Below are 25,800 nucleotides of genomic sequence, written 5' to 3'. Positions count from 1 at the left end.
TCCGTTAAGCGTAATAAACTACACTTTTTCTGTCCAAGTATTTTCCGTTGATGATTGGCCTCTTAATGGCATTATCCACATCTGATATAAAGAGGTAAAAAGCATAATCGCAGATGCCAGGCTATATCCAAAACCGCCAATAATAACAAAGTAGGCAAAGTTTGGATTCATTTTGGTTAACCACCAAGAAGCGATATCTAAAATCAAGAAAGCAAACGGTATAAAAATAATAATGGCTTTAGTAATTCGATTAAAACCAACCGCCATTGAAAAAATTAACCCAACAAAAAAGAAGATAAACGAAATACCAAATAAATGAATATGTGAAACACGGGTTAAAGATGTGTAATCAGCCCCATGATCAACAGCAGCCACTTTTTCAAGCTCGTCAAATTTAGTGATATTAGGGATTGTTGGTATATGAGCATGACACATGGCACATTTAGCATCAACAATGGGTTTTATTGTTGTTTGCCATTCTGTTTTTTCTGCACCGTTTCGTGCCCATTTAATCATGGTTAAGCGTTCTTCTGGTGTAGCGTGTTCTTTCATAGAACCATTCAATTTACTTTCTAATTTAGAGCCATCGCGGTTTCCATAATAACTGTACACAATATCATCAACAGATAAACCAAACTTACCGTCAGCCATACCATGGGTCAGCATAATTTGAGCACCCGCCATCATTAAGCCTAAACCAACAACAAATATATACCCTGTAAACAAAGCCTTAACAGGCATTGATAAACTTGGTAAATTTAACCATGAATTCTCTTTCATAAAATATACACCCTAAATAAAATTAAAAATAAAATTAAAAAACACCATTAGCCAAGCAACATTTTGCTACCTACAAAAACCGATACCAGGCCTGCTAAAGTAAAAATATTGCGAACATTCTTTTGACTCGTAAGTAATTTTTCATTAATCGCGGCAATAAATAATCCAAAGACCATGAACACTACAAAAACGCCTGCAGAAAAGCTAACAACCATCCACAAACTCACAACCTGACCAGATAATGCTGCCAAAGTGATTAACATACCTCTTACACCGCCAATCCCCATTAAAGAACCAATAGAGATCGCTGATGCCAACATGGTTTTGTCTTTAGCCTGAACATCATGCTTATGTTTTTTACCAAACCAAATATGCACATGTTCTTTCTCTCCATGCATATGCTTGTTAAGGTGAATTCTATTCGTAAAAACCATAAACAACAAATAAGCGCCAATGCCTAGAATAACACTTGATGCAATCACATCGCCATAACCTAGAATGGTTTCAGATACTTCAAAGGTTTGTAAAATTTTGGCAAAAATAAATAACGACAAGCCATGTGCAATAGCAAAACTAGCGGTTATCATTAGGGTTTTTTTACGGTTTTTACCAATTGCAAAATCCGCAATTGCCGTTAAATGGTCTGGCCCAAAAGCATGCAAAATTCCGTAGTAAAAAATAATTAATAAACCAAATTCCATATCAACACTCCATTAACAAATTCTAGGCAATTGCTCGCCAACTAGCATGTCTACAACACGTTTACCACCAAAGTCTGACTGCATCACCACTCGGCCAGCATGATCTTCTACAATTTCAGCCACAATACAGCTGTTTTGTCCTGCTGGATGATTACCCATAACTTCAACCGCTTTTGCGGCATATTCAGCGGGTACCACAGCAGCCAACTTACCCTCATTTGCTAAGTAAAGAGGGTCTAAACCTAAGACTTCACAAACGCCTCTTACCTCGGTTTTCATCGGTATTTGAGCTTCTTGAATAAGAACCCCCAAATTAACACCTTGAGCATACTCATTCAGTACTGTCGCTAATCCACCTCGGGTAACATCTCGCATGGCTTTAATTGGAATACCTTCCGCTAACAAAGTCTGAATCAAACCATTTAAGGGCTGACAATCCGAAGTAATCGTTGTTTGTAAATCCAATTCACCACGAGCGGCTAAGATAGCTACGCCATGGTCACCGATATCACCATTAATAATGACTTTATCGCCCACTTCTATATTGGGAATTCGAATATTTAAGGAATTATTTACGACACCAACACCAGCCGTATTAATAAACAGTTTATCGCAACTGCCCCTGTCTACCACTTTGGTGTCACCTGTTACAATTTTTACTTTAGCTTGCTCTGCGGCTTCAGCCATATCGGCGATGACTTCAATTAATTCTTTGAAAAGCAGCCCTTCTTCAAGAATTAGTCCACAGGTTAAATACAATGGAATAGCACCTGAAACCGAAATATCGTTAACCGTTCCATTTACCGCTAAATGTCCAATACTACTACCAGGAAACTGCAAGGGCGTGACTACATAAGAGTCCGTCGTTAACGCAATAGAGTGATTAGGATAGGCCGATAAATCAAAAATCGCTTGATCTTCTAATGGGCCTTGGTTTGGTTGACCAAAGAATCCTAAAATAACTTGATCAATCAGCTTCTGCATTGCTTTACCACCACTTCCGTGTGCAAGCGTAATAATTTCAGATCCAATCTTTTCTATTAAGCTATTTTTTTTGTCCTCAATATCACTCATCTGCCAACCTCCGATAACGGAATCTCAATCTGCCCATAGTGATAGTGCGCTGCACACGCGCCTTCTGTTGAAACCATTAATGCGCCAATCGGCGTTTCTGGCGTACACGCTTTACCAAACAATTTACATTCATTCGGTTTAATCACACCTGTTACCACTTCTCCACACTGTGCGGAATCTGGGTCGGCAATTTTGAGTTTAGGTAGCTCGTATTTCAGTTCTGCATCATATTGAGCATATTTAGGTTTTATACGCACACCAGAATGATCAATAGAACCTAAGCCCCGCCATTCAAAAAACTCTCTTAACTCAAAGACTTCTGCAATAGACTGTAAGGCCACTTTATTGCCTTCTGGTGGCACAATGCGTTTATATTGATTTTCTACCTCACAACGCTTCTCTAATAGCTGTTTAACGAGCATATATACCGATTGTAAGATGTCTAAAGGTTCAAAACCTGCATTCACCAATGGTCGGTGATAATCTCTCGCTATAAATTCATACGGCTGTGTGCCAATCACCATACTGACATGACCAGGCCCTAAAAATCCGTCTAAACGCATATCTGGCGAATCTAACATGGCTTTAATGGTTGGAATAATGGTTATGTGATTACAAAATAAAGCAAAGTTATTAATATTTTCTTTGTCTGCTTGCAAAATAGTTAAAGCGGTACTTGGCATGGTGGTTTCAAAACCTAACCCAAAAAACACAACTTCTTTATCTGGATTATCTTTTGCTATTTGCAAAGCATCAAGCGGAGAATACACCATTCGAATATCAGAGCCTTCTGCCTTAGCTTGCAATAAACTTTTTTTAGACCCTGGTACACGCATTGCGTCACCAAACGTTGTAAAAATAACATTGTCTCTTTCTGCAATAGAAACACAATCATCCACCACGCCCATGGGTAAAACACATACAGGGCAACCTGGGCCATGAACAAACTCAATTTCATCAGGTAAAAACTGGGTTAAACCATAGCGAAAAATTGAATGTGTATGTCCGCCACACACTTCCATAAACTGCAGAGGTTCTTTTTTAGATACGCCTAATTCTTTAACCAAGGCGCTAATTTTTTTGGCGATTTGACGAGCTTGCTCACCATCACGAAATTCATCTACATATTTCATTATTTGTTTACCTGACTTTGTCGATCATTCGCAAGTAGTGAATGAACTAAATCCCATAAAATGTGATAGGTTGTTAAGTGGCTTTCTTGAATTCGATGAATACTACTTGAGCCAACAATTAAGTTAATATCCACAAACCGACTTTGAGCCATATCACCACCATCCATTCCAGAAAACGCAATGGTATGTAACCCTAATTCTTTGGCTTTTTTAAAACCATTCATTAAGTTTTCTGAACAACCACTTGTTGAAAAACCAATTAATACATCCCCTTCTCTTGAATGTGCAATAAGCTGTCTAACAAACGCATTTTTATAGCCTAAATCATTACTTGCCGCAGTCACCATTGTGGAATCTGCACCTAAATTTATAGCGGGCAATGCTGGTCTTCCTGCGGTAACGGGGTGTAAAAACTCAACCGCTAAATGAGAGGCATCGCAATTTGAACCTCCATTACCCATCGTTAACATTTTTCCTTTTTGACGGTATACATGGGCAATCAGTTTAGAAGCCTCTAACAGTGCCGTTTCATTCTCTTTAAAATAAGTCTTTTTAACGTCTAAACTTTCATTTACTTTTTCTTGAATTGACGTAATGAGTACCGAATCTTCAACTTCAAAATTACCAGGCCTGGTAATTTCATTTTGTGAATCTTGCAAAGTTTCTTTGCTACTTTCCTTTGGTTCTGCAAAAGGGTATAGCGCTTTAAGAATATCGGTTTCTTGAGACATCGTTCTATACTCTTAGAGATTCTTGGCTTTTATGCATCGCTTCTAACTCTTCTTGTACCTCGCCGAGCTCTTCAAGAATGGCCAATGTTTTTTTCGCTTCTTCTTCATCAATTCGGCTCATAGCAAAGCCAACATGAATCAATGCCCAGTAACCAATACAGCTTTCTACTGGCTGACCAGTTTCTACAACGCACGCAACATTCACCTCTCGCTTAACGCCTGAAACTTCAACCAAAGCCAACTGATTTTCTGAATCGGTAATTTCAATAATTTGTCCTGGAATACCTAAACACATGTTGTTCTCTCTTCTTTAAAGTAACCGTTAAACTGCAATAGCTTCTTGCTTGCCTTTAACTGAGGGCTTAGCTGTCTCTTCTATTCCAAAACGTTCCATTTTTTGTCTTAAACCAACACGAGATAACCCTAATTCTTCAGCCACTTTGGTTTTATTCCAACGAAGTCGAATTAAAGACTCTCTAATAATTTTTTCTTCTAGCTGTGCAACTTTGTCTTTTAATGAACCATTTACACCCGAAATCCAGTTCATTTCCATTTCCATTTCTTCTGGAACAGCCTGTAAAACTCTTGGCGTTAAAAACTCTGCTCTTAGTGGCTCATTGGCAGGTGTTAACATAAATGTTCTACCAATCTCATTTTGCAGTTCACGAATATTGCCAGGCCAGCGATAATCCATAAGACATTTCATGGTCTCTTCGGTAAAGCCGTGATTGTCGCGTCCATACTGTTGGCATAATTGCTCTAAGTAGCTTTTGGCTAATAATGGAATATCTTCTTTACGTTCATTTAATGAAGGTAAGTAAATAACGTACCCCACTAAACGGTAATACAAGTCTTCTCTAAAGCGACCCGCTTTAACTTCTTCTTCTAAATTACGATTGGTTGCTGCAACAATGCGAATATTTACTTTTCTCGGTTTTGATTGACCAACAGGGCGTATTTCTCCCTCTTGGAGTACACGCAATAATTTCACTTGAAAGGCGGGGGAAACCTCGCCGATTTCATCTAAGAAAAGCGTTCCACCATTTGCTTGCTCAATTAAACCAACATGGTCCATATAAGCACCTGTAAATGCGCCTTTTTTATACCCAAACAGTTCACTTTCAAGCAACTGATCCGGCAAGGCGCCACAGTTTTCCGCTAAAAAAGGTTTATTTGCTCTATGTGAGTTGTAATGTAAAGCTCTAGCAAACAACTCTTTACCCGTTCCTGACTTACCTGTTATTAAAATTGGCATGTCATAGTTAGTGACTTGGCAAAGTTTATCTATCGCTTTATCAAGCACGCCTCCTGTTGAACGAATAATGTCATCACAAGAATAGACTTGAGTCAGTTCTTCACGCTTACTTTCATTCTCTTTTTCTAATAAGGTCGGCGCTACTTTCAATTCAACAGAAAGTAACCGGTTTTCTCGTTGTAACTCGTAAAGCTCAATGGCGTTTTGAACCACCATGAGTAGTTGTTCTGGTTGCCATGGTTTTTCAATATATTGATAAATTCCAGCATCATTAATACCTGAAATAGTATCTTCAAGACTTGAATAACCAGAGATAAGCATACGAATCACTTCTGGCCATTTTTCTTTGACTCTAACGAGAAGTTCAACACCAGTTTCACCAGGCATTCTGTGGTCACTTATGACAACTTGAATATATTCTGCTCGTAAAATCTCTTCCGCGTCTTCAGCAGAGGTGGCTGTAAACACTTGATAATGACGTTTTAAAGTACGCTTAATAGTTTCAACCGACTTCATATCGTCATCGACAACGAGAACACTTGGCTTTTCTTGTAACATTTTAGGCCTCAATAGCTTGTTCTAAAGCATTCATTTGCGCTTTCATTTTTGATTTTTCTGCTTGCAAACGAGCTTTGCGTTTATTTAATAACCAGTTAACCCAGTCATCCATTCCTTCACCGCTCTTAGCTGATACTTGAATCACTTCAATTTCAGGATTCACTTTTTGTGCATAACGAATACACGCATCCACATCAAAGTCTAAATAAGGCAGTAAATCCACCTTATTCAATAACATTACGCTCGAAGCTGCAAACATATCTGGATATTTAATTGGTTTATCTTCACCTTCGGTGACAGAAAGAATGGCCACCTTATGATCTTCACCCAAATCAAAAGCAGATGGACACACTAAATTACCTACATTTTCAATAAACAATACACTGTAATTATCAAGGCCTAAATGTTCTGTAGCATGACCAACCATATGAGCATCTAAGTGACATCCTTTGCCCGTATTCACTTGAATAGCGGGAACCCCTGTTTCTCTAATACGATCAGCGTCATTAGCCGTTTGCTGATCACCTTCAATCACCGCTAAAGGCAATTTATCTTTTAGGCGTAACATAGTGTCTGTTAACAACGTTGTTTTTCCTGAACCAGGGCTTGAAACAAGGTTTAGGGCAAAAATACCTTTATGCGCAAAACTATGGCGATTTTGGTGAGCATACTCGTCATTTTTAGACAGAATATTTTGCTCAATTTCTACCATTCTGCTTTGACTCATTCCTGGAGCATGGGCATGCGCTGGACCTGCCCCGTAATTTAAATCACCATTTTCTTCTTGTGCATGGGTATGTTCATGACTATGTTCATGACTATGTTCATGACTATGTTCGTGATTATGATCATGTGAATGGTCATGATTGTGTGAATGATCATGATGATGAGCATGACTACCTTCAATTGAAACTTCGCCTTCACCGCATCCGCAAACTGTACACATAACTAATCTACCTCTAATTCTTTAATTTTAAGCTCTTCGCCACCCGTCACTTGAAGCATATGGCTTCCACATAAAGGGCAATCATCATATCTATTTACAATATCAACAGTGGTTGAACATCCAAGACACCACGCTTGACCCGCTATATCATTAATAATAAGTTCTGAGTCATGAGCAAGTGTATTTTTGGTAACCACTTCCCAGCCAAACAATAACGCCTGTTTTTCAACACCCGCAAAAGCCCCGATGTCTAACCAAACTTTTTTAACTTTTTTAAAACTTTGAACGCTAGATTGCTCTTCTAATGTGAGCAAAATCCCTTCACAAATCGACATCTCATGCATAACTTATTTCCTCAATTTCAATGGGTACACATGGGTCAATTAATTGTGCAATCAAACGAGCATTTTTATTCCATTGTGGCCCTGCATCGAGTTGAGATAACCACTTATGCGCAACCCCATTAGAATGAAAATTCCATTCTGTTGGCGCACAAATCGCATAGTCTTTTACAATATTTGTTTGCTTATCAAGTTTAGCTAAATGCATTAAACGGCCTCTTGCCGTTTCTACCCAACTTAATACAGCCTTTTCATTCTTAAGAACACCAAACAGATTACTATCAGACAAGGTGTTGTTATCAAATAAATCTACCTTTAATTCTTTAAAGATGTTTTGAGCATCAATGGCTTTGGCTAATACTCGGGCAAAAAAAGCATTTGTTTTTTCAATTTTTTCTATCCAAGCATGTCTGTTTTTTACTCTTGTAAAAACCGAATTTTCCATAGCAACACCGTCTAAACTTGGTTTAGCCACCCATATAGTCCAATCATTAGCATTTAGAATACTTTGCATAACCGTTTGATTTTCATAAAAAGAAACTACCTCAAATGCAATATTATTTAATTCATTATTATTCCAAATTTGTGCAAGTGGCCCTGTGTTATTAAGCAAAAATTTTAGTTCGTCATCAAAATCGACCTCAAAAACATCCATTTTTAATAAGTCATTAAATTGCACACGAATCTGTTTTAACAGCAATTCAAACTCTTTTGGTGTAGCACTTCTTTTTGCCGTTGCTGTCCAATGACCAACGCCTTTTAACGCTAAAGACAATTGTGCTGTCGTTAATATTCCCTGAGTATTAAAAAGTTGCGCGATGGATAGGTAGTGCTCTTTTAACACTTCAATACACACCAATTTTTTAAAGCTCCTTTTTTTACTCTCGGTAATGTCAAATAACGCTAAAGTAGATGCAAATTTTTGAGCTTCTCCGCACAAACTATATGCTAATCCCACAAATTCATTTACTTGTGCAGGGCTTTTCCCTGTAAATATTTTTTGTAACTTAAACGGCCTTCTTGATTCAATAGCCAAAGGAGAGCGTTCAATATTCACATGGCCTTGCATGATTATTCTCGGTTCTCTATTTCAGGGTTATCTTGACCTTTTAAACCAAACATCCCTCTTCTTGACACAGGTGTGTCTAATTTTTCTTGCACTGTTTTTGTTGGTTTAGGTTTAGGCTTATCGACAACTTGAATTTGACCATCTTGCGATTCCTCAATCATCGCTTGTCCCATTCTGATTTTTTTAATGGCTTGTTGTTGATTGGTTTGCTCTTTAGCCTCTTCATTAAAAATCAATTTAAAACACTCTAAAGCAAAATCAACAGCGACTTTATGGCTCTCTAGCGCGTGCATGTCAGACATTAAGGAGCAAGTATAAAAATAGCCAACCTCAGGTTGATAATTCACAATAAACTCATATTGACCAGACGGAAACTTTAACGTAACACATTCAGAAACTTTGGCGGTAAATTGCGTTTTATGAGCATCATTACCTTCTTTATCTACTAACTTAAATACTGCATTAATAAACCAAGGGGTTACAATAACACCTAAATAACGGCCATCGGCAAGCTGTTGTAATACGGGTATTTCAATTAAAATGGTTGAGTTGCAAATGGGGATTGCTTTCATACTTTTCTGATAAACAGAGTCGTAATGCTTTTGCATTAAATTTACCCATTCATTAGCATCAAATCCATTTTGCATAACTAATCCTTAATAACCATAAACTGGTCTTTTTCGCCATCACATTCAGGACAACGCCACTCTGCTGGCAACCGAGTAAATGCTGTTCCTGGTTGCACCTGCCAATAATCATCACCTTGTGCAGGGTCATATACATACCAACAGATTTTGCATTCCATTTTGGTTTCATCGGTTATTTGTGAATCATCACCAAGATAAGAACCCTCAAAGCTTTTACTTATCATTTGTCTTTACCGACTCAACCATTTCAGTTATACGCCCGCTACTCTCTCTAATATCTTCTATTGAGGCTTGAGTGACGATTGGAACATCTACAACTTCAAGAGTATTTAAAATTAATTTATCTTCTGAATTAAAATATTGAACCCACCATACATGTTTTAAATTTGTTGAAGTCACTCGGCAGCTACCATAACCTCGGCTTAAAAAAACTGTTGGTCCTTCACCAAGGTATTCGCCTAACATATCCAAATCTTCTGGAGACTGAGGTAACAGTGTTAGATTAACAACATGTGCTTCATCGCCAACAAGGTATGCAAAAGATTTATCGCTCAACTCGGTTAATAGAGACGGCGCATTAATTGTGCCTGCAGGCTGCTCTTTAGGAAGCGTAATAATTGAATTTGCCTTTGCAAAAGTATCATTTCTAATGGCAACAGGAACCGTTCCAACTTCAATAGCTTGAATAATATTGCCATCTTCATGCCCTGCAATACGCCAAACACCGGCTAAAACCGTTTCTTGAATTCTTAACTGACGATTCTCTTCATTAAAAATAACAGCAACTTCACCCTCACCTAAAAACTTATTTATAAACTGAATGTCTTTTTCTTCAAACGTTGCAAAATCAAAACGAACAGCATCATCACCTTCTTTAAAATGAGTAAGCGCATTCATTAACTGATTCATTAGGTCTTCAACAACAGGGTAGGATTCGATATTATCGTCCATAATAATTGGGGCATTAAAGACACTCATATCATTTGGCATTTTCATATAATCTAGCTGCATGCCATCTTCTTCACTAGGCTGTGTGCCTGGCCCTACAACACTGACTGGTATACTTAAATCTGTGTACTGACTCATATCATTAGTTCCTTTAATTGACTTCTACACTAATACCAATTGATGGCGCATAAGACGGTTCTTTCTCTAAAATAATAGGAATCTCACGCATATAATCCGACCAATCTTGAATACGGGTCATCATGTCGATATATTTCCCATTTTTTAAAAAAATAAGAGCAGGCCACATATTAAAACCATATTTTTTAGATAACTCTTGTTCATCGTCCTCTGAAACAACAGCAACGCTAAATTGGTTCTTAAATGCTTTTTCAAGCTCTGGTAAAACAACAATAACGTCATTTGATTCAGGGTATCTTTTTGGATCACCGCCAAAATAAATAACAGAAACTTTTTGATTGTTTACAAATTCATCGTAGTTATCGCTATTTAAAACAGGGTAACCATAATCGCTTGTGATTTGTTTAATTAAACTTCTAGGCATAGTCTTTACTCTTATTTGTTCTTTAAAAAATCTGGCAATTCAGGCTCTCGACCAACAAGATCAGCAAAATATGCATCTACATCACCACCATTTAACGCTGCAAACATAGCCTTTCTTGCCTGAAGCACCGATTCTAATAAGTCTGGCTCAATAACTTCTCGAGCCGCCCCCATAAAGACTAAAACCCAGTCGCCTGCTTTTTGTGTCCCTATCAGGGATAGATCAACAGTTTCATCTCTATTTTCTTCATCATTACGACAAACAGCGACCAATTCATCACACGATAAAATTTTCATTGGAACACCAATACACATTACGACTTACTCTCAAAAAGTTTACGCCCATCAATCGGTACGCTTTTAACATTGCTAATACCTTGGTGTAACGGCTGGTCTCTTAACTTAAATTGATCATCAACAAGCACGCGTTCATCACCAACACGTAAAGCCACGTCTTCAGCAGGTCGCTCCTGTTCATACTTTGTTTTATCTAATTCTTTCTGCACAAGACTTAACTCAGGTTCTGGGCGCTTAATAACATCTACCCCCCAGCTTTTAACAATCTCAACAGCTATTTCAATACAGTTTTCCAATTGCGCTTCTACTTTAGGCGTTAAAGACCCACCAAAGTCTTCAATCAATTCTGGCTGCACCCCAATAAGTGCTATATTTTTTGGATAACTTTCCATCAATTTTGCTGTTGATAGAACTTCTTGAAATCCTGTTTGATGCAAACTGACTTTTTTACACCCCATAAAATTAGGCACTTTATCATCACGAATCACCTTAACTTCGCCCGGCTCAAGTCCATAATCAATTGCATCAAATACAATTAAATTATCAGTATCTTGAACATGGTGAACTAAATAAATACCTTGGGTACCACCATCCATAAGCTCTACAGAGTCATCAAATTCATATAGTGCATCCATAGCTTCTACACAACGAATTCCAAAACCTTCGTCAGCCCAAAGCAAGTTCCCTATTCCGAGTATTAAAGTTTTCACTTTTATTCCAATATGTATACTTAGTTTTCACAATGATACGAATTAGTCTTTTTTTATTCCAATCAAAAGTTACTATACCCACATAAACAAAACTAAAACCTAAGTACAATTATAGAAATACAAAATTACGAATACTTAGTTACCGTTTAAAACAATAAATGGAAATAACTATCTCAATTTATTTTTGCCATTTTTACCATTTTTTAACCTATCTTATTGTTTTTTATAACTAAATGGGCTTTTGGCACTTCCACTGCTGGATTACCTCCAGATTTTCAGATTTCATTCTGGAATTAATTCATGAGATGTCAGCACAAAAATAAACCGTGACTGGCATTCTAAAAAAATACTAGAGGATTACTTATGTCATCATCTGTTGAAACATTTTACGAAGTCATGCGCCGACAAGGAATTACACGTCGTAGCTTTTTAAAATATTGCAGCTTGACTGCCGCAGCGCTAGGCCTTGGACCAGCCTATGCAAACAAAATTGCCACAGCAATGGAAACCAAACCTCGTACTCCTGTTATTTGGTTGCACGGGTTAGAATGTACCTGTTGTTCTGAGTCATTTATTAGAGCAGCTCATCCTTTAGCTAAAGATGTTGTGTTATCAATGATCTCTTTAGATTATGACGATACGTTAATGGCCTCTGCCGGTCATCAAGCTGAAGCGATTCTGAGCGAAATCAAAGAAAAATATAAAGGCAATTACATCTTAGCAGTTGAAGGTAACCCACCTCTTAACCAAGATGGAATGTCTTGTATCATTGGCGGTAAACCTTTTTCTGAACAGTTAAAATGGATGGCTGAAGATGCCAAAGCAATCATCTCTTGGGGTTCATGTGCTTCGTGGGGTTGCGTACAGGCCGCTAAACCAAATCCTACACAAGCAACCCCAGTACACAAATTTTTAGGTGCAGGCTATGACAAACCTATTATTAAAGTACCTGGTTGCCCACCTATTGCAGAAGTTATGACAGGTGTTATTACCTACATGCTTACATTTGACCAGATTCCAGAACTTGACCGACAAGGTCGTCCTAAAATGTTTTATTCACAACGAATCCATGACAAATGCTATCGCCGCCCTCACTTTGACGCAGGTCAATTTGTAGAAGAATGGGATGATGAAGGCGCTCGCAAAGGTTACTGCTTATATAAAGTAGGCTGTAAAGGCCCTACAACATATAACGCATGTTCTACTGTACGCTGGAATGAGGGAACATCTTTCCCTATCCAAGCTGGTCATGGTTGTATTGGTTGTTCAGAAGATGGCTTCTGGGATAAAGGCTCTTTCTATTCTCGTGACACTGAAATGAATGCATTTGGTATTGAATCTACTGCCGACAAAATTGGTACCGCCGCTGTAGGTGTTGTTGGTGCCGCCGTTGTTGCACACGCTGCAATGAGTGCAGTCAAAGCTTCTCAGAAAAAGGGAGATGAATAAGCATGTCTATTTTAAAAACACCAAATAATTATGAAATGAATAACGGTGGACGCCGAGTAGTGGTTGACCCTGTTACTCGTATCGAAGGGCATATGCGCTGTGAGGTAAACGTTGATGAAAACAACGTGATTCAAAATGCCGTATCAACAGGTACTATGTGGCGTGGTTTAGAAGTTATATTAAGAGGTCGCGACCCTCGTGATGCATGGGCTTTTGTAGAACGTATCTGTGGTGTATGCACAGGTTGTCATGCACTTGCTTCTGTTCGCGCCGTTGAAGATGCTCTAGATATAGAAATCCCTCAAAACGCCGTCTTAATTCGTGAAATCATGGCAAAAACATTACAAATCCACGATCACATCGTTCACTTTTATCACCTGCATGCACTTGACTGGGTTAACCCTGTAAATGCACTTAAAGCAGACCCTAAAGCAACGTCTGAACTACAAAAAATTGTATCGCCATCACATCCAATGTCTAGCCCTGGCTACTTTAAAGACATTCAAACTCGTATTCAAAAATTTGTTGAATCTGGTCAATTGGGTATTTTTAAAAATGGTTACTGGGATAGCACTGCTTATAAATTATCGCCAGAAGCAGATTTAATGGCGGTTACTCACTATTTAGAAGCGTTAGATTTCCAGAAAGAAATTGTTAAAATTCACGCTATTTTTGGTGGTAAAAACCCACACCCTAACTATATGGTTGGTGGTGTTCCTTGCGCAATTAACCTTGATGGTGATATGGCGGCAGGCGCGCCAATTAACATGGAACGTCTAAACTTTGTAGAAGCTAAAATTCAAGAAGGACGTAAATTCAACACAAACGTATATGTACCTGATGTTATTGCTATTGCCGCTTTCTATAAAGATTGGCTATATGGTGGCGGGCTTTCTGCTACCGATGTAATGGATTATGGCGCTTATCCTAAAGCGTATGGTGATAAATCAACTGATCAGCTACCTGGTGGTGCAATCATTGGTGGTGATTGGTCTACTGTTCACCCAGTCGATCCAAAAGATCCAGAACAAGTTCAAGAGTTTGTCACTCACTCTTGGTATAGCTACCCCGATGAAACCAAAGGATTACATCCTTGGGATGGTATTACTGAACCTAATTATGAACTTGGCGGAAATACCGTTGGTACAAAAACGGATATTAAAGAACTGGATGAATCTGCTAAATATTCATGGATCAAATCTCCTCGTTGGAGAGGCCATGCTGTTGAGGTTGGGCCTCTTGCTCGTTATATCTTGGCATACGCACAAGGTGTTGAGTACGTTACGAATCAAATTACAACGTCATTAGATCGTTTTAATGCTGTATGTCGTATTCTTGATCCAAACCATACTGACATCACTGATCTAAAAGTCTTTTTAGGCTCAACCATCGGAAGAACTTTAGCCCGAGCTTTAGAATCAGAATACTGTGGCGATATGATGCTTGATGATTTCAACCAACTTATTAGCAATATTAAAAATGGCGATTCATCTACAGCAAATACCGAGAAATGGGATCCTGTCACTTGGCCTAAGTTTGCTAAAGGGGTTGGAACGGTTGCCGCTCCACGTGGAGCACTGGCTCACTGGATTGTTATTGAAGATGGCAAAATCAAAAACTATCAAGCCGTTGTTCCAACAACATGGAACGGTTCTCCTCGTGATCCAGAAGGTAATATTGGGGCATTTGAAGCCTCTCTAATGGGCACTCCAATGGCTAATCCAGAACAGCCAGTTGAGATCCTTAGAACCTTGCATAGTTTTGACCCTTGTTTAGCTTGTTCAACTCACGTTATGAGTGAAGACGGCCAAGACATGGCAACAGTAACGGTTAGATAAAACGGATTGCTCTCTTAGGCAACTAAGAGAGCATAAAGGAGAATAAAATGTCTCATGAAAACTTAACAGGAGTTGAAAAGGTTTATGTCTATGAAGCTCCTGTACGACTATGGCACTGGATTAATATGCTTGCCATTCTTGTACTTGCGGTAACAGGTTACTTTATTGGTAATCCTTTACCAACTCTTAGCGGTGAAGCGTCGGACCATTATGTAATGGGAACCATCCGCTTTCTTCACTTCTCTGCAGCTTATATATTTGCCGTTGGCTTCTTAGGAAGAATCTATTGGGCGATTGTCGGTAATTCTCACGCTAGAGAATTATTCTACATCCCTATTTGGCGCGCATCATGGTGGGCCGGCTTTATTGACGAACTCAAATGGTATGCATTCTTAAAGAAAGAACCAACAAAACATGAAGGACACAACCCAATGGCGCAGTTTGCTATGTTCTTTATTTTTGTTTTAGGTTCAATCATGATGATTTTTACTGGCTTTGCTCTGTATTCAGAAGGTGCAGGCTTAGGCAGTTGGCAGGACACTCTTTTTGGCTGGGTAATTCCACTATTTGGTCAAAGCCAAGATGTCCATTCATGGCACAGACTTGGATTATGGATAATCACTGTTTTTGTCATTGCTCACGTTTACGTTGCCATTCGTGAAGATATCATGTCTCGTCAATCAATGGTTAGCACCATGATTAGCGGTTGGCGTTTCTTTAAAGATAAAAGATAGTCCCACATAATTAAAAATTAATAGTAGTACCCTCCCTCAGTCTTACCTCGTAGTTACTGCGAGGTTTTTTTATGTTTGATTTCAAATATTGGTATTAAAGATTTTACCAGGCCTGTAAAAAACAAACCTCACCTTAAAAAACTTACTTAACGGCTTGGCCTATTGCTATTGACTGATCATTAGCAGGCAAAATTCGATGTTTTAAAACAACAATCTCTTTTGGCATTGCGTGTTCAATTAAATAAATTAACCAACTGTTTTGGCAAACCCCACCACTAAATACAACCGAATCAAATTCATATTCATTTTTTAGTTTACTAATCATACTCACCATTCCATTAGCAAAACCAATATGAAAACGACAAGCAATATCCTCTAACAAAACGCCCTGCTCAATATCAACTAAAACCGCTTTAAAAATAGAACCAACAGAAAGCAGGTAATTTAATTCCGGTTCACTTTCGCGACTATTACCCACAATCTCACATAAATAACCCAAGTCTTTATTTTTAAGAACGCCTTCTTTTGAAACATAAGCCTCAAACTCTGTAGCCGCTTGGCCTTCATAACTCACTTGTTCAAAACAGATATTACATAAAGCAGAAACCGCATCAAATAAACGGCCCGCAGATGAAGACATTGGTGAATTAATAGACTGTTTAAACATCTGTTCCAATAAATCAATCGGCTTGTTTTTGAGTTTTACCAAACTTTGTGCCGATTTATATTCATTCAATAAAACATCTAACCCAGCAAAATCTTTTAAATCTCTTAAATAAGCATATAAATTTCGCCAAGGCTCTTTATTTGCTTTATCGCCACCCAATAACGGCTTAGCTTGAAGTGAAGCCACTCTGTTAACGGCATGATAATTACCATACAAAAACTCACCACCCCAAAAATGATTTTCTTCACCGTACCCCAAACCATCAAGAATAACACCCAAGTAATTTGTACTCGAATTTGGTATACCATTTTCAACCATACAAGCATTAAAATGCGCGTGGTGATGTTGAACAGGATTGTTTTTTAAACCATGATTTCGACTAAAATCATCCATAAATCCACTTGAAAAATAACCTGGATGCAAATCCGTTTGAATTTTTTCAGGCTTTAATTGATACAGCTTAGTCAAATCATCCAACGCTTCTTTGTATGCGGTTTGTACATCAAAATTAGCTAAGTCTCCCAAATAGTGAGACAGAATAATTTGCCCGTGATGCCTAATGGCTATTGAATTTTTTAAATCACCACCCGCAGAAATCGTAGCAGTATCTACTTCAAATCCTTTAGGTAAATTCACTTTAAAAGGCGAAAACCCTCTAGACTGCCGCAACACCAAAAAGTCATCATCTGGCGTAATTAAAACAACCGAATCTTCTAAACGTCTTACAATCGGACGATTATGAGTCAGTAAATGATCCGCCAAATCTAATAAAGCCTTTTCATGTTCTTGCAAATAAGCTTGCGGCATGCCAGAACGGTTTGCAGAAGTAAAAACCAACACTCCATGCCCCGACTCTTTTTGCCACTTTTGCATTAATAAAATATGCAATGGATTACTTGGCAACATAAAACCAAGTTTTGATTGATTAGGAGCAATGGCTTCTGAAAGGGAATATGGTGAAGTTTCTTTGGTTAACTTAGGCATTAAAACAATAGGCGATTGCACCGAACTTAACCAAGTTTTAGCGCTGTTTCCAACATCACAATAATGGCCAACACTTTCAATGTCTGCCGCCATTAAAGCAAATGGTTTAGCTGGGCGATATTTACGTTCACGCAATAGATTACAAGCTTGATTATTCATTGCATCACACACCAAATGATAACCACCCAAACCTTTTATCGCTAAAATTTTGCCTTGTTTTAAAAATAAGCAGGCCTGGTCAAACATTGAATCAGAATCTAAATCCTCAAATGACCAGGCCTGGTAATTTTGATTTTCTTTTATTTCGCCGTGTTTAGCCAAATACAATTTAGGCCCACAATCAGGGCAAGCATTGGGTTGTGCATGAAAACGTCTATCCGCAGGATTGTTATATTCAGCCAAGCATGAATCACACATCTCAAAATCAGCCATAGATGTCTGTGCTCGATCATAAGGCATGTTTTTAATAATGGAATATCTTGGCCCGCAAAGTGTGCAGTTGGTAAACGCATAACCATAACGTCTGTTTTTGGGATCATTTATCTCAGAACGACATAAATCACAAGTGGCCGCATCAGGTAATACAACCGTATTCATCACGCCTGTTTTACTTTCTACAATATCAAAACCACTTACCGTGTTTAGCTTTTCAATATGTTGAGGCCTAACAATATTCGTTACGACTACCGCTTCAACACTTGCCAAAGCCGGAGCATTTTTTTTAATCTCATCAACAAAGCGCTGTAACTGTACATTATGTATTTTGATATCAATCAAAACACCTTCCGAATCATTTAATACCCAACCCGTCGCTTCAAACTGTTTTGCTAACTGCCAAATAAACGGCCTAAATCCTACACCTTGAACACAGCCAGTTACTCGAATATTGCAAAAAGCAAACATCTAATAAGGCCTAACTATTGAACCGTTTGATGTTGCATACTTTCTATCAAACCAATCACTTCTTTAGCCTTGGCATTTTCTTTTAACGTTGTTGGTAACGCTTGAATAAGTTGGCTAGCCAAGTCGATAAGATTCATTTTTACCGCAATAGCTATTTCAATCAATTTTACTTCTTGATCTAGCGGGTATTTAGAGATGTAAATTCCAACAATACTTTGCGCTTCTTCAAACTGTTCTGAAGCCAGTAATATCTCAATTTGTTTTTCTAAAACATGAATACGATGTTGTTGCTCTGTTAAAACATAAGGCTCTAATAATTTATCTATTTGCGCCTTAGACAACACACCCTTAGCTTGCGCCACAAGTTCTTTTTTATGAAACAATTTTAAATCAGGAATCGACTCTACCTTACAGTCATCTAAAACTTGATCGACCTCTTTATCATCAATATCAATAACCGCAATATTAAGACGCTCTTCATATTCCTTGGCAACGGTTTCTAACAATGCATTCACTTCCTGACAAGGCTCGCACCAACTTGCCGTAAAAAAAACGGCTATGGGATTATGCAAAGAACTATCAATAACGGCTAGCTTAAAATCAGATGCTGGAATTTGTTTAATGCTCATAAAAAAACCTTAAAAAGTAAAAGAGCCTTAGCTAAAAAGGCACCATATTAATACAACAAAATACCCTTAAATTTTAACAGAAACAGCATTTAAAAGCGCTGCTTTCACAGCAAATAATTAATTAATTTTTAAGGATTTTTACCTCTCAAAACGACTGCTTCATAAAACAAATTTTAAGCCTTTAGTTTTTTCTAAAATTAATAAATACCAATACAATTCCAAGTTGTTTTTTTAAAAATAAGTAAACTCACGGCATTTAACTTAAGCTCAATATCCCTCCTGTCAAAGCCTTACATTAACAAAGTCCTTTGTTTTCAATTTGACACTGATTTGTCGCACAAAGAAATTTAAAGATTTCTTCAAATAAAATTTGACACTGGCAAAGCCCCTCTATACAATACGCCCATTCTATTTTGGCCACATAGCTCAGTCGGTAGAGCAAGGGATTGAAAATCTTTTACAGCACACCTTAATAAAATTATAAAAACCGACAAAAATACACTTAAACCTGCTTAATTGCGGGTTTTTTATTGCCTAAAAAATATGAAATGAAATCAGTTTAAATAAAATTAAACTTAAATAACCGGGAAGAATGGAACTTTTTAAGCGGTAGAAATAGAGATAAGGACTGTGCTATGATAAAACACGCACTAAGAAGATTTACGAAATAAGAGGAAGAACCCCAGGGCTCTAGCACTGCCGCATGGACAGGAGAAGAATACACTGGGTTTACACCTATTATTATATGGGTAGACTAGGATAATGCAAGATTGTAAATACCGACAGAATTATTGAAGTACTGTATCAAAGTTTACCAACAAGACCGTGCAAGCAATGAGACTGCACTTGCTCGTTATACCTTGAACATGGCTTTATGTCAGTCACTCGATCCCTTCCCTTCATTTGTGCGAAATAAGTATTAGGAATAGCATTCACTTTCATTTCACCAAAAAATAGTCATTAAAAATGTCGAAATACGATGAATTACGCAAGAATCTCTTTTATGCTGACTACTACTCGCTAAAGGCTAAAGTTGACTCTTCAAACCCTTTTCTATCTGCACCAAACGTGACTAAAAATGAAGCAAGAAAACTGTATGTTTTTTTTCATCCACCAACAAGAAAAAGTTTTTTACAGGATAGAAGAAAGCCCAATTTAGATGGAGAAAGAAAGAAGAAAAAATACTCTCCGCATACACTCATTTTTATTGTCGATGCACTAACCAAGCTTAAAGATACTTATTATGATTTACTACAATATACAGAGTTCGCTGAGAAAAATTCAATACATCCTGATTTAATTGAACTTCAAGAGATTGCCAACAAGGCGATTCCTTATTTTCAAAAACTCGCTGAAACACATCCGACACTTTCTTTTAAAAGATACATTAACAGCCTTCGAAAAGCACTTCCAGAAATAAATTCATCTGAGTCTGACAGACAAGTTAAAAAAGCCATTAGAGGCATCCATACAAACCATCCAAGATATTCTTGTTTCATTCATCCATTAATCGAAACCCCAAACAAAAAGCTACAAGAATTACTTATAAAACACCAGCTCATAAATGGCATTATTTGGAACACTTACCTACATAATCGCTACCACCTCTCAGCCCACCAAACAGTAGAGCAAGCACTTCGCTCTATTGAAGAAGCCGACTTAATAAACTTAAAGAACTTTGGGGAGTTAAGCTCTCATCATGGCCTCATATCACTATTACAAAAACATGGAAGTGACAAATTCAAAGAAATCATCAGTTTTTTAAAACGTTTAGATAAGATTGAAAAATCAAGCCCTTCAGAAAACCGTAAAAATAAAAGTACCAAGAAACATGCACCTCATCAGCATAATTACTGGATTGAAACGGTCGCTAACACTCAAATTATTCATGTTGGTGAAGAAGAAGATGGACTATTAGTCATTCGTAAACACCCATCAATTGAGAGCGAAGAGTTAGAAGATTTAGCTGACGATGAATTGATTGAAAATGAATTTATTCAAGAAATCCCTGGTGAAGAAACGTCAATGCCTGAAGCAAAAGTGGTGAACCTTGCCCACAAATTGAATCATTTGGCGAATTTCAATCAATTTCTAAAGGACGAACTCACGCCAACAGAAGTTAATACTATCCTTCAATACGCTGATAAAAAAAGTCTCCAAAAATCAACAACTGAAGCCGAGTTAAGATCCTTAATGTTGTTACTGGTTAGTTTAGCCTGTGGATATAACCTTCATCAAAGCCATTTTTTGAGATGGTTAAAAATCAACCCTACCCCTAGCTCTCAAATCGTTTGTATTTCAGAAGACTGTGATACCTTGTTTATTCCCATACCAAGATATGAATACCTAAAGCTACTCAATGAAAAAAATCAAAATCTTTACTACAAAGCAGATCGATTAATTGCCCTACCGTTGCCGCCTCAAATTCAAAAAATATTATTAAACTGCCTACAAAACTATTACCAAAACAAAGACAAGGCTGGGGATGCTGCTTCAGCAAAAAACAAAACAAAGTCTGTAAAAAATGCACTCAAAAGAACCCTTGCTAATATTGGGTTAGATAAAAGGGTCACCATCACTCTTATTCAAAATCATACGCCCTTTAAAGCCCTAAAATATGCAAAAGGTGATTTGTGGACAATCTCTTTATTTTCTGGTCGTGAAGATATCATGTCATCGACACATAAACACTATACAACCATAGATGTTTTCCATGCACTTAAGGTTTATCACAAAACAGTAGAAGAGGTCTTTGGTTTTTGTCTTTTCATAGACAAGCCTAAAAACCAAAAGGCCTATAGAGGTATCGGAAACCCTCTTCGCCCACAAAAACATCATGTTGTATCATGGCTTAATCGTGTATCAAAAGTGCTGTCAAACTCTATAAATTCGGACCCTAAAACCATACCAACAGAAACGCTAGTTCACAACATGAACCTAATCACAGGTTACTGTGAGACCTTTCTTTCTTTTTTCATTGCTACTCGCAACACAACTAATCCATATATATATTCAAGCCAAATGCTACCAAATGGTTTTGTCACCCTAAATGATAAAAACACAAACAACGGTTACAACACCCATTTTGTTTATGTACCTAGCCAAGTTAGGACATTACAGCAGCAATACGAATCTTGGGTATGGGAAGCGATTCGAGTATTACGAGCTCGAAAACTCATAAATATCGAAGAGCTGTTTAGCGAAAAACTTCAAACAGTCCACAAATGGAAAACACTACATAAAACAAATAGTCGTTTTCCGGGATTCTTTTTAATCGAATACTTGCTTAGACCAACACCAAAAGAGACCAAGTTAAAGGTAGTGATAAAACTAAAGCCCTATACTCGCGGCAATCTTCATAAAATTTTAGAGCAACAAGTAAACGAACTTGCTCCACCATTATCTTTTTTTGAAAAAAACATCAATCGACACTTCTTACGATCAAGCCTTTTGGAGCGTGGCGTTAATCCTGAATACATTGATGAGTACATGGGGCATAGACATTGGGGAACCGAGTCTTGGAATCGTTTCGGTTTATTCAATCCAATAGACTATCAAGAAGAAATAAAGCAAGCTATTGAGAAGGTTATTAAGGATTTTAAAGTCGACTCTCCGTTTAAGGAGAAAAAATGAAAACGCCTTTATTGCTACCCTATTACTACCAAAAACAGATTGAACATTTCTGGAAAGGACTTTTACCAGAGGCCCTAACAGATGATATCGATACGAAAACAATTCATTTCGTCTACACGTTATTAAAACAAGAAACTCGAAACAAAAAACAGTACAGTCTTGTTCATTTTTTACTCGGTTTAAACGAACTATCAGATTACTCTGCTCAATATTCGGTAAGGTTCGAAGACAGTCAAAACACTCTGCCAAAATTGCTCGGTAAATTAAAACTTAAGCTAGAAAACTTAATTGAAGCGATACAACTACTCAATGCCTTGATTGATTATGGCAATGTAAAGGGGTTTTGGAAGCTCAACCTGATTCTCAAAGTTGAAAAAATTCCATTGATTAAAAACCCAATGGGCTTAAACGATGATTGGCAAAAAATGCTCTATTGCAGTCAGCTTGTTGAGAAAACTCTGTCTTCAGAAGAACCAAATATCGGATCAATGACAACCTCTCAGCAATTAGGTTTAATTGTTATTAGCCTTATTTTTGATAGCCAGATTATTCGACACCAAAACCTATTAACGATACTTGGCAAAATACAGAGTGAAGATAACTTTAATTATCTGAATGGAAACTTGTTCTTTCTAGTACCGCCTGATGACTATAACCCACCTAAAAAAATCTTTATTGCCAAAAAGACTGAGGTCCTAATTTACCAAACAGGAATGAATTTAAACATTCCTAAAAACGCCTCCGAGCAAGAGATATTAAAACAGTTAAGTCTGTCTATTAAAGACTATTTAAAATCATTGAAAATCGCTTATAGCGCTCTACCCAAAACGCTATTTAAATGGTGTCAATGGGCTTATGTATTTCATCACCAAAACACTCCACCTTTGATAGTTAACTATCAATCTGGGTTGAACCAATCACACTCTCTAAACCCTTCTGCCAGTGCAAGAATCTATAGCATTGAGCAACATGAATCAGGCGAATTTAAGAGTGTAAAAGCTGTAAACAATTCAAAGATGCGCAACACGAGCTATGCTCTAAAAGTTATTCAACAGCTTTTTGATATCAAAGTTAAAATTAAAGATGCTTTCCACATCAAGCAGTCAATTGAAAGTTCTTCTGCAAAAATCATCCATCAACTTCCCAATAACCATCAACTCATACTTAACTGGGGGCTCTCACTATTAGAGATAAATAAAGCCAAAAAATTTAAAGTCGGTCCCTCGCAAATCTTAAATAAAATTTACAGTATCGCTCGCCACTTAATCGGTATAGCAAACCAAAATGCCATTCATTCATTAGTACCGAGCGAGCGAATGAGTTTATATGACACTGTAACAGAACAGGCCGTTTCTACCAGAAATCGAGAGACCATTCTATACAACTTAAAAGCCTTTAATACCTGGTTAGAAAAATCTTACAAACTCAATCCAATACCCAACAAAGAGGACTACTTCGGTCATCCAAAAGTGACTGACATGACGGTAAACGCCAATTTAATTCACTTTGATGAATTTGAAGAAATTAAAAAAACTATTTTGGATTTAGTTGAAAAAAATCCATTCAATCCTGTTTTTAAAATGATGTTAATGGCTTTAATACTGGGGTTTAGATGTGGACTAAGATCAAAAGAGGTTTTTCAATTGAAGTTTGATGACTTTATTTTTTGCGACACCTCACCACAAATTGCCATTAGAGAAAGTGAAAACAGAGAGCTCAAAACCAGCAACGCCAAACGATTTTTAAAGCTAAAAGATCATATGCCAATCGATGAAGTGGTTATGTTAAAAAACTGGTACTTAACAAAACATTCTGAAATCCAATCCATAAACACTTCACACATCAATCTTGAGGAAATTCAAGGACAATCATATTTTTTTGCCTTATCGAATCAGAATGATAAGCATATCAACTTTGAGAAAGTGAAAGCACCCTTGATGAATATCGTTCGACAAGTCTGCCAAGATACCTCTCTAAATTTTCATCATTTAAGACATAGCTTTGCAAGCTGGTATTTTTTGTCAGCTTGCATCTCTGAATTCGATATTAATACCTTTTCACTATTTAATCACTTACCAAAAACCAAAGACTGGTTAATGCAAGCTGACTTGAGAAAGCAACAGCATCTACCGACTCATTTAAAAAGCAAGAAATATCCATTCTGGATTTCTAAAAAAATGGGGCATGCTAGCTTTAACACCTCTTTTGAACATTATATTCATACAGCAGACATCGTTACCGCCAACCTATTGCAACAAGCATCAGAGCGTTACACAACCCAACAAGTCGCTTATTTTGCTAACCTTTCCATCAGCACGCTAAAAAAACAAAAACAGGCCCTAGAATACGCGCTTAATAGACATATCAAACAGTATAAAAAACTCAACAAAGCACGCTTAGATTCTTTAGTGCCCAAACAAGTTTGGCAAGCACCTAAAATAAACTTAGATGAATTCACCAATCCAATGGAAGAGTTCAGTATGTACAACATGATGGAAATATTTCATCTCGCATCTGAAAACAACTTAAGTGAAGAGCATGCTTTACATTTAGGGTTTTCACAACAACGCACTGATGAAGTCATTGAACTCTTTCAATCTAATCCAAAGTACCGGTTAAGACGCCCTTACAGCCAGGAGTTAATTGAACTACATCGCTTAACTGAGGTTGTAAAAAACCTATACAAAATCGACTTCAACTGCCTAAATAGTCATGTCGAATTTTTAAGTTTACTGAATACTTTTTCAAACAGATTCTTTCCGTACAAGAGAGATTTAGACAGCTTAAAAATTCAAGATAATTACCATCTAGTCTTTAATGATATGACAAGCGGTAACATTCTCATGAAGCTGATTAAAAAATTGAACATGCCATTTCGCATAATACTAAGACACACTAAAAAATGGGATAAAAAAGAATGTCAGAGCTCACGCAATTATTGGCGAACACAACTCAAGTTAACACCAAAGTTCAGAATAGAAATGAAACAAGACAGTAAAAAAGCCATCGGTCCAAACGGTCGTATCGAAATTGTTATTAATAATACAGCAGCACACAGAAACCACGCCTTTTATTACCTATTTGCGATGTTGGCGGCCTGGACTGAACTTAATCATGTCATTCGTTGATTCATATTTCCTATTATTGAAAACCGAGTCTATTTAGAAAACACATCTTCTTAAAGCAGTAAATTCAATTAATATGCGAATACA

The 25,800-nt window shown here is 37.4% G+C and carries 23 protein-coding genes; 5 read left to right on the top strand and 18 right to left on the bottom strand.

The features are described from left to right. Window positions 1-18: 18 nt before the first annotated feature. From ACYQ0E_RS01480 to ACYQ0E_RS01405, 16 genes are read right to left on the bottom strand one after another with little or no spacing between them, the layout of a single operon-like run. Entirely contained in the window at window positions 19-780 is a 762-nt protein-coding gene (locus ACYQ0E_RS01480; RefSeq protein ID WP_135795453.1) for an elongation factor-1 alpha, read from the bottom strand. A gap of 47 nt (window positions 781-827) precedes the next feature. Continuing rightward, entirely contained in the window at window positions 828-1,481 is a 654-nt protein-coding gene (locus ACYQ0E_RS01475) for a hypothetical protein (protein ID WP_460186485.1), read from the bottom strand. Window positions 1,482-1,493: 12 nt separating this feature from the next. Beyond that, entirely contained in the window at window positions 1,494-2,555 is a 1,062-nt protein-coding gene (gene hypE, locus ACYQ0E_RS01470) for a hydrogenase expression/formation protein HypE (RefSeq protein ID WP_460186484.1), read from the bottom strand. After that, a complete protein-coding gene (gene hypD, locus ACYQ0E_RS01465; protein ID WP_135795450.1) occupies window positions 2,552-3,688 on the bottom strand; it encodes a hydrogenase formation protein HypD in 1,137 nt (378 codons plus the stop codon). The genes hypE and hypD overlap by 4 nt, the downstream gene beginning before the upstream one ends. After that, window positions 3,688-4,419 carry a D-sedoheptulose-7-phosphate isomerase gene (locus ACYQ0E_RS01460; protein ID WP_460186483.1) on the bottom strand — a complete coding sequence of 244 codons (732 nt, stop codon included), beginning with the start codon at window positions 4,417-4,419 and terminating at the stop codon, window positions 3,688-3,690. Before ACYQ0E_RS01460 ends, hypD begins: the two co-directional genes overlap by 1 nt. Before the next feature lie 4 nt (window positions 4,420-4,423). After that, window positions 4,424-4,714 carry a HypC/HybG/HupF family hydrogenase formation chaperone gene (locus tag ACYQ0E_RS01455; protein WP_135795448.1) on the bottom strand — a complete coding sequence of 97 codons (291 nt, stop codon included), beginning with the start codon at window positions 4,712-4,714 and terminating at the stop codon, window positions 4,424-4,426. 27 nt (window positions 4,715-4,741) lie between these two features. Beyond that, window positions 4,742-6,232 carry a sigma-54-dependent transcriptional regulator gene (locus ACYQ0E_RS01450; RefSeq protein ID WP_460186482.1) on the bottom strand — a complete coding sequence of 497 codons (1,491 nt, stop codon included), beginning with the start codon at window positions 6,230-6,232 and terminating at the stop codon, window positions 4,742-4,744. A 1-nt stretch (window position 6,233) separates the two neighbouring features. Beyond that, on the bottom strand, window positions 6,234-7,178 hold the full coding sequence (hypB, locus tag ACYQ0E_RS01445; protein WP_460186481.1) for a hydrogenase nickel incorporation protein HypB: 945 nt from the start codon (window positions 7,176-7,178) through the stop codon (window positions 6,234-6,236). Window positions 7,179-7,180: 2 nt separating this feature from the next. Continuing rightward, complete coding sequence (gene hypA / locus ACYQ0E_RS01440) at window positions 7,181-7,522, bottom strand: hydrogenase maturation nickel metallochaperone HypA (protein ID WP_460186480.1); 342 nt, start codon at window positions 7,520-7,522, stop codon at window positions 7,181-7,183. Continuing rightward, on the bottom strand, window positions 7,515-8,588 hold the full coding sequence (locus ACYQ0E_RS01435; protein WP_460186479.1) for a hypothetical protein: 1,074 nt from the start codon (window positions 8,586-8,588) through the stop codon (window positions 7,515-7,517). The genes hypA and ACYQ0E_RS01435 overlap by 8 nt, the downstream gene beginning before the upstream one ends. A 2-nt stretch (window positions 8,589-8,590) precedes the next feature. Then, the gene (hybE, locus tag ACYQ0E_RS01430; protein WP_460186478.1) at window positions 8,591-9,235 is read right to left on the bottom strand and encodes a [NiFe]-hydrogenase assembly chaperone HybE; all 645 of its coding nucleotides are present in this window, start codon (window positions 9,233-9,235) and stop codon (window positions 8,591-8,593) included. A gap of 2 nt (window positions 9,236-9,237) precedes the next feature. Beyond that, window positions 9,238-9,459 (bottom strand): rubredoxin, encoded by a 222-nt coding sequence (locus ACYQ0E_RS01425; RefSeq protein WP_460186477.1) that lies wholly within the window; start codon window positions 9,457-9,459, stop codon window positions 9,238-9,240. After that, a complete protein-coding gene (locus tag ACYQ0E_RS01420) occupies window positions 9,449-10,321 on the bottom strand; it encodes a hydrogenase expression/formation protein (RefSeq protein WP_135795441.1) in 873 nt (290 codons plus the stop codon). Before ACYQ0E_RS01420 ends, ACYQ0E_RS01425 begins: the two co-directional genes overlap by 11 nt. Window positions 10,322-10,334: 13 nt before the next feature. Further along, the gene (locus ACYQ0E_RS01415) at window positions 10,335-10,745 is read right to left on the bottom strand and encodes a thioredoxin domain-containing protein (RefSeq protein ID WP_135795440.1); all 411 of its coding nucleotides are present in this window, start codon (window positions 10,743-10,745) and stop codon (window positions 10,335-10,337) included. A gap of 11 nt (window positions 10,746-10,756) precedes the next feature. Then, the gene (locus tag ACYQ0E_RS01410) at window positions 10,757-11,059 is read right to left on the bottom strand and encodes a HypC/HybG/HupF family hydrogenase formation chaperone (protein ID WP_135795439.1); all 303 of its coding nucleotides are present in this window, start codon (window positions 11,057-11,059) and stop codon (window positions 10,757-10,759) included. After that, window positions 11,059-11,751, bottom strand: coding sequence for a HyaD/HybD family hydrogenase maturation endopeptidase (locus tag ACYQ0E_RS01405; protein ID WP_460186476.1), 693 nt, complete (start codon window positions 11,749-11,751; stop codon window positions 11,059-11,061). Before ACYQ0E_RS01405 ends, ACYQ0E_RS01410 begins: the two co-directional genes overlap by 1 nt. A 363-nt stretch (window positions 11,752-12,114) precedes the next feature. On the opposite strand from ACYQ0E_RS01405, the gene ACYQ0E_RS01400 reads away from it, so the two are divergent. From ACYQ0E_RS01400 to cybH, 3 genes are read left to right on the top strand one after another with little or no spacing between them, the layout of a single operon-like run. Further along, the gene (locus tag ACYQ0E_RS01400) at window positions 12,115-13,200 is read left to right on the top strand and encodes a hydrogenase small subunit (RefSeq protein ID WP_135795437.1); all 1,086 of its coding nucleotides are present in this window, start codon (window positions 12,115-12,117) and stop codon (window positions 13,198-13,200) included. A 2-nt stretch (window positions 13,201-13,202) separates the two neighbouring features. Then, window positions 13,203-15,038, top strand: a complete 1,836-nt coding sequence (locus ACYQ0E_RS01395) for a nickel-dependent hydrogenase large subunit (protein ID WP_460186475.1) — start codon at window positions 13,203-13,205, stop codon at window positions 15,036-15,038. Window positions 15,039-15,085: 47 nt separating this feature from the next. Then, on the top strand, window positions 15,086-15,772 hold the full coding sequence (cybH, locus tag ACYQ0E_RS01390; RefSeq protein WP_135795435.1) for a Ni/Fe-hydrogenase, b-type cytochrome subunit: 687 nt from the start codon (window positions 15,086-15,088) through the stop codon (window positions 15,770-15,772). 142 nt (window positions 15,773-15,914) lie between these two features. On the opposite strand, the gene hypF is transcribed toward cybH, so the two are convergent. Next, the gene (hypF, locus tag ACYQ0E_RS01385; RefSeq protein WP_460186474.1) at window positions 15,915-18,326 is read right to left on the bottom strand and encodes a carbamoyltransferase HypF; all 2,412 of its coding nucleotides are present in this window, start codon (window positions 18,324-18,326) and stop codon (window positions 15,915-15,917) included. A 14-nt stretch (window positions 18,327-18,340) separates the two neighbouring features. After that, the gene (locus tag ACYQ0E_RS01380) at window positions 18,341-18,955 is read right to left on the bottom strand and encodes a thioredoxin family protein (RefSeq protein ID WP_460186473.1); all 615 of its coding nucleotides are present in this window, start codon (window positions 18,953-18,955) and stop codon (window positions 18,341-18,343) included. A gap of 966 nt (window positions 18,956-19,921) precedes the next feature. Here ACYQ0E_RS01380 and ACYQ0E_RS01375 point away from each other — a divergent pair. Both ACYQ0E_RS01375 and ACYQ0E_RS01370 read left to right on the top strand, forming a co-directional pair. After that, the gene (locus tag ACYQ0E_RS01375; protein WP_460186472.1) at window positions 19,922-22,588 is read left to right on the top strand and encodes a hypothetical protein; all 2,667 of its coding nucleotides are present in this window, start codon (window positions 19,922-19,924) and stop codon (window positions 22,586-22,588) included. After that, a complete protein-coding gene (locus ACYQ0E_RS01370) occupies window positions 22,585-25,716 on the top strand; it encodes a hypothetical protein (protein ID WP_460186471.1) in 3,132 nt (1,043 codons plus the stop codon). The genes ACYQ0E_RS01375 and ACYQ0E_RS01370 overlap by 4 nt, the downstream gene beginning before the upstream one ends. Window positions 25,717-25,800: the final 84 nt, after the last annotated feature.

Source organism: Thiomicrorhabdus hydrogeniphila (assembly GCF_054656895.1).
The sequence above is the reverse complement of the archived record's forward strand: the minus strand, read 5'-3'. Positions and strand labels throughout refer to the sequence as shown.

Coding starts and splice junctions, on each gene's coding strand:
- ACYQ0E_RS01480 (WP_135795453.1), bottom strand. CDS start 780: ATGAAAGAGAATTCATGGTTAAATTTACCAAGTTTATCAATGCCTGTT.
- ACYQ0E_RS01475 (WP_460186485.1), bottom strand. CDS start 1,481: ATGGAATTTGGTTTATTAATTATTTTTTACTACGGAATTTTGCATGCT.
- hypE (WP_460186484.1), bottom strand. CDS start 2,555: ATGAGTGATATTGAGGACAAAAAAAATAGCTTAATAGAAAAGATTGGA.
- hypD (WP_135795450.1), bottom strand. CDS start 3,688: ATGAAATATGTAGATGAATTTCGTGATGGTGAGCAAGCTCGTCAAATC.
- ACYQ0E_RS01460 (WP_460186483.1), bottom strand. CDS start 4,419: ATGTCTCAAGAAACCGATATTCTTAAAGCGCTATACCCTTTTGCAGAA.
- ACYQ0E_RS01455 (WP_135795448.1), bottom strand. CDS start 4,714: ATGTGTTTAGGTATTCCAGGACAAATTATTGAAATTACCGATTCAGAA.
- ACYQ0E_RS01450 (WP_460186482.1), bottom strand. CDS start 6,232: ATGTTACAAGAAAAGCCAAGTGTTCTCGTTGTCGATGACGATATGAAG.
- hypB (WP_460186481.1), bottom strand. CDS start 7,178: ATGTGTACAGTTTGCGGATGCGGTGAAGGCGAAGTTTCAATTGAAGGT.
- hypA (WP_460186480.1), bottom strand. CDS start 7,522: ATGCATGAGATGTCGATTTGTGAAGGGATTTTGCTCACATTAGAAGAG.
- ACYQ0E_RS01435 (WP_460186479.1), bottom strand. CDS start 8,588: ATGCAAGGCCATGTGAATATTGAACGCTCTCCTTTGGCTATTGAATCA.
- hybE (WP_460186478.1), bottom strand. CDS start 9,235: ATGCAAAATGGATTTGATGCTAATGAATGGGTAAATTTAATGCAAAAG.
- ACYQ0E_RS01425 (WP_460186477.1), bottom strand. CDS start 9,459: ATGATAAGTAAAAGCTTTGAGGGTTCTTATCTTGGTGATGATTCACAA.
- ACYQ0E_RS01420 (WP_135795441.1), bottom strand. CDS start 10,321: ATGAGTCAGTACACAGATTTAAGTATACCAGTCAGTGTTGTAGGGCCA.
- ACYQ0E_RS01415 (WP_135795440.1), bottom strand. CDS start 10,745: ATGCCTAGAAGTTTAATTAAACAAATCACAAGCGATTATGGTTACCCT.
- ACYQ0E_RS01410 (WP_135795439.1), bottom strand. CDS start 11,059: ATGTGTATTGGTGTTCCAATGAAAATTTTATCGTGTGATGAATTGGTC.
- ACYQ0E_RS01400 (WP_135795437.1), top strand. CDS start 12,115: ATGTCATCATCTGTTGAAACATTTTACGAAGTCATGCGCCGACAAGGA.
- ACYQ0E_RS01395 (WP_460186475.1), top strand. CDS start 13,203: ATGTCTATTTTAAAAACACCAAATAATTATGAAATGAATAACGGTGGA.
- cybH (WP_135795435.1), top strand. CDS start 15,086: ATGTCTCATGAAAACTTAACAGGAGTTGAAAAGGTTTATGTCTATGAA.
- hypF (WP_460186474.1), bottom strand. CDS start 18,326: ATGTTTGCTTTTTGCAATATTCGAGTAACTGGCTGTGTTCAAGGTGTA.
- ACYQ0E_RS01380 (WP_460186473.1), bottom strand. CDS start 18,955: ATGAGCATTAAACAAATTCCAGCATCTGATTTTAAGCTAGCCGTTATT.
- ACYQ0E_RS01375 (WP_460186472.1), top strand. CDS start 19,922: ATGTCGAAATACGATGAATTACGCAAGAATCTCTTTTATGCTGACTAC.
- ACYQ0E_RS01370 (WP_460186471.1), top strand. CDS start 22,585: ATGAAAACGCCTTTATTGCTACCCTATTACTACCAAAAACAGATTGAA.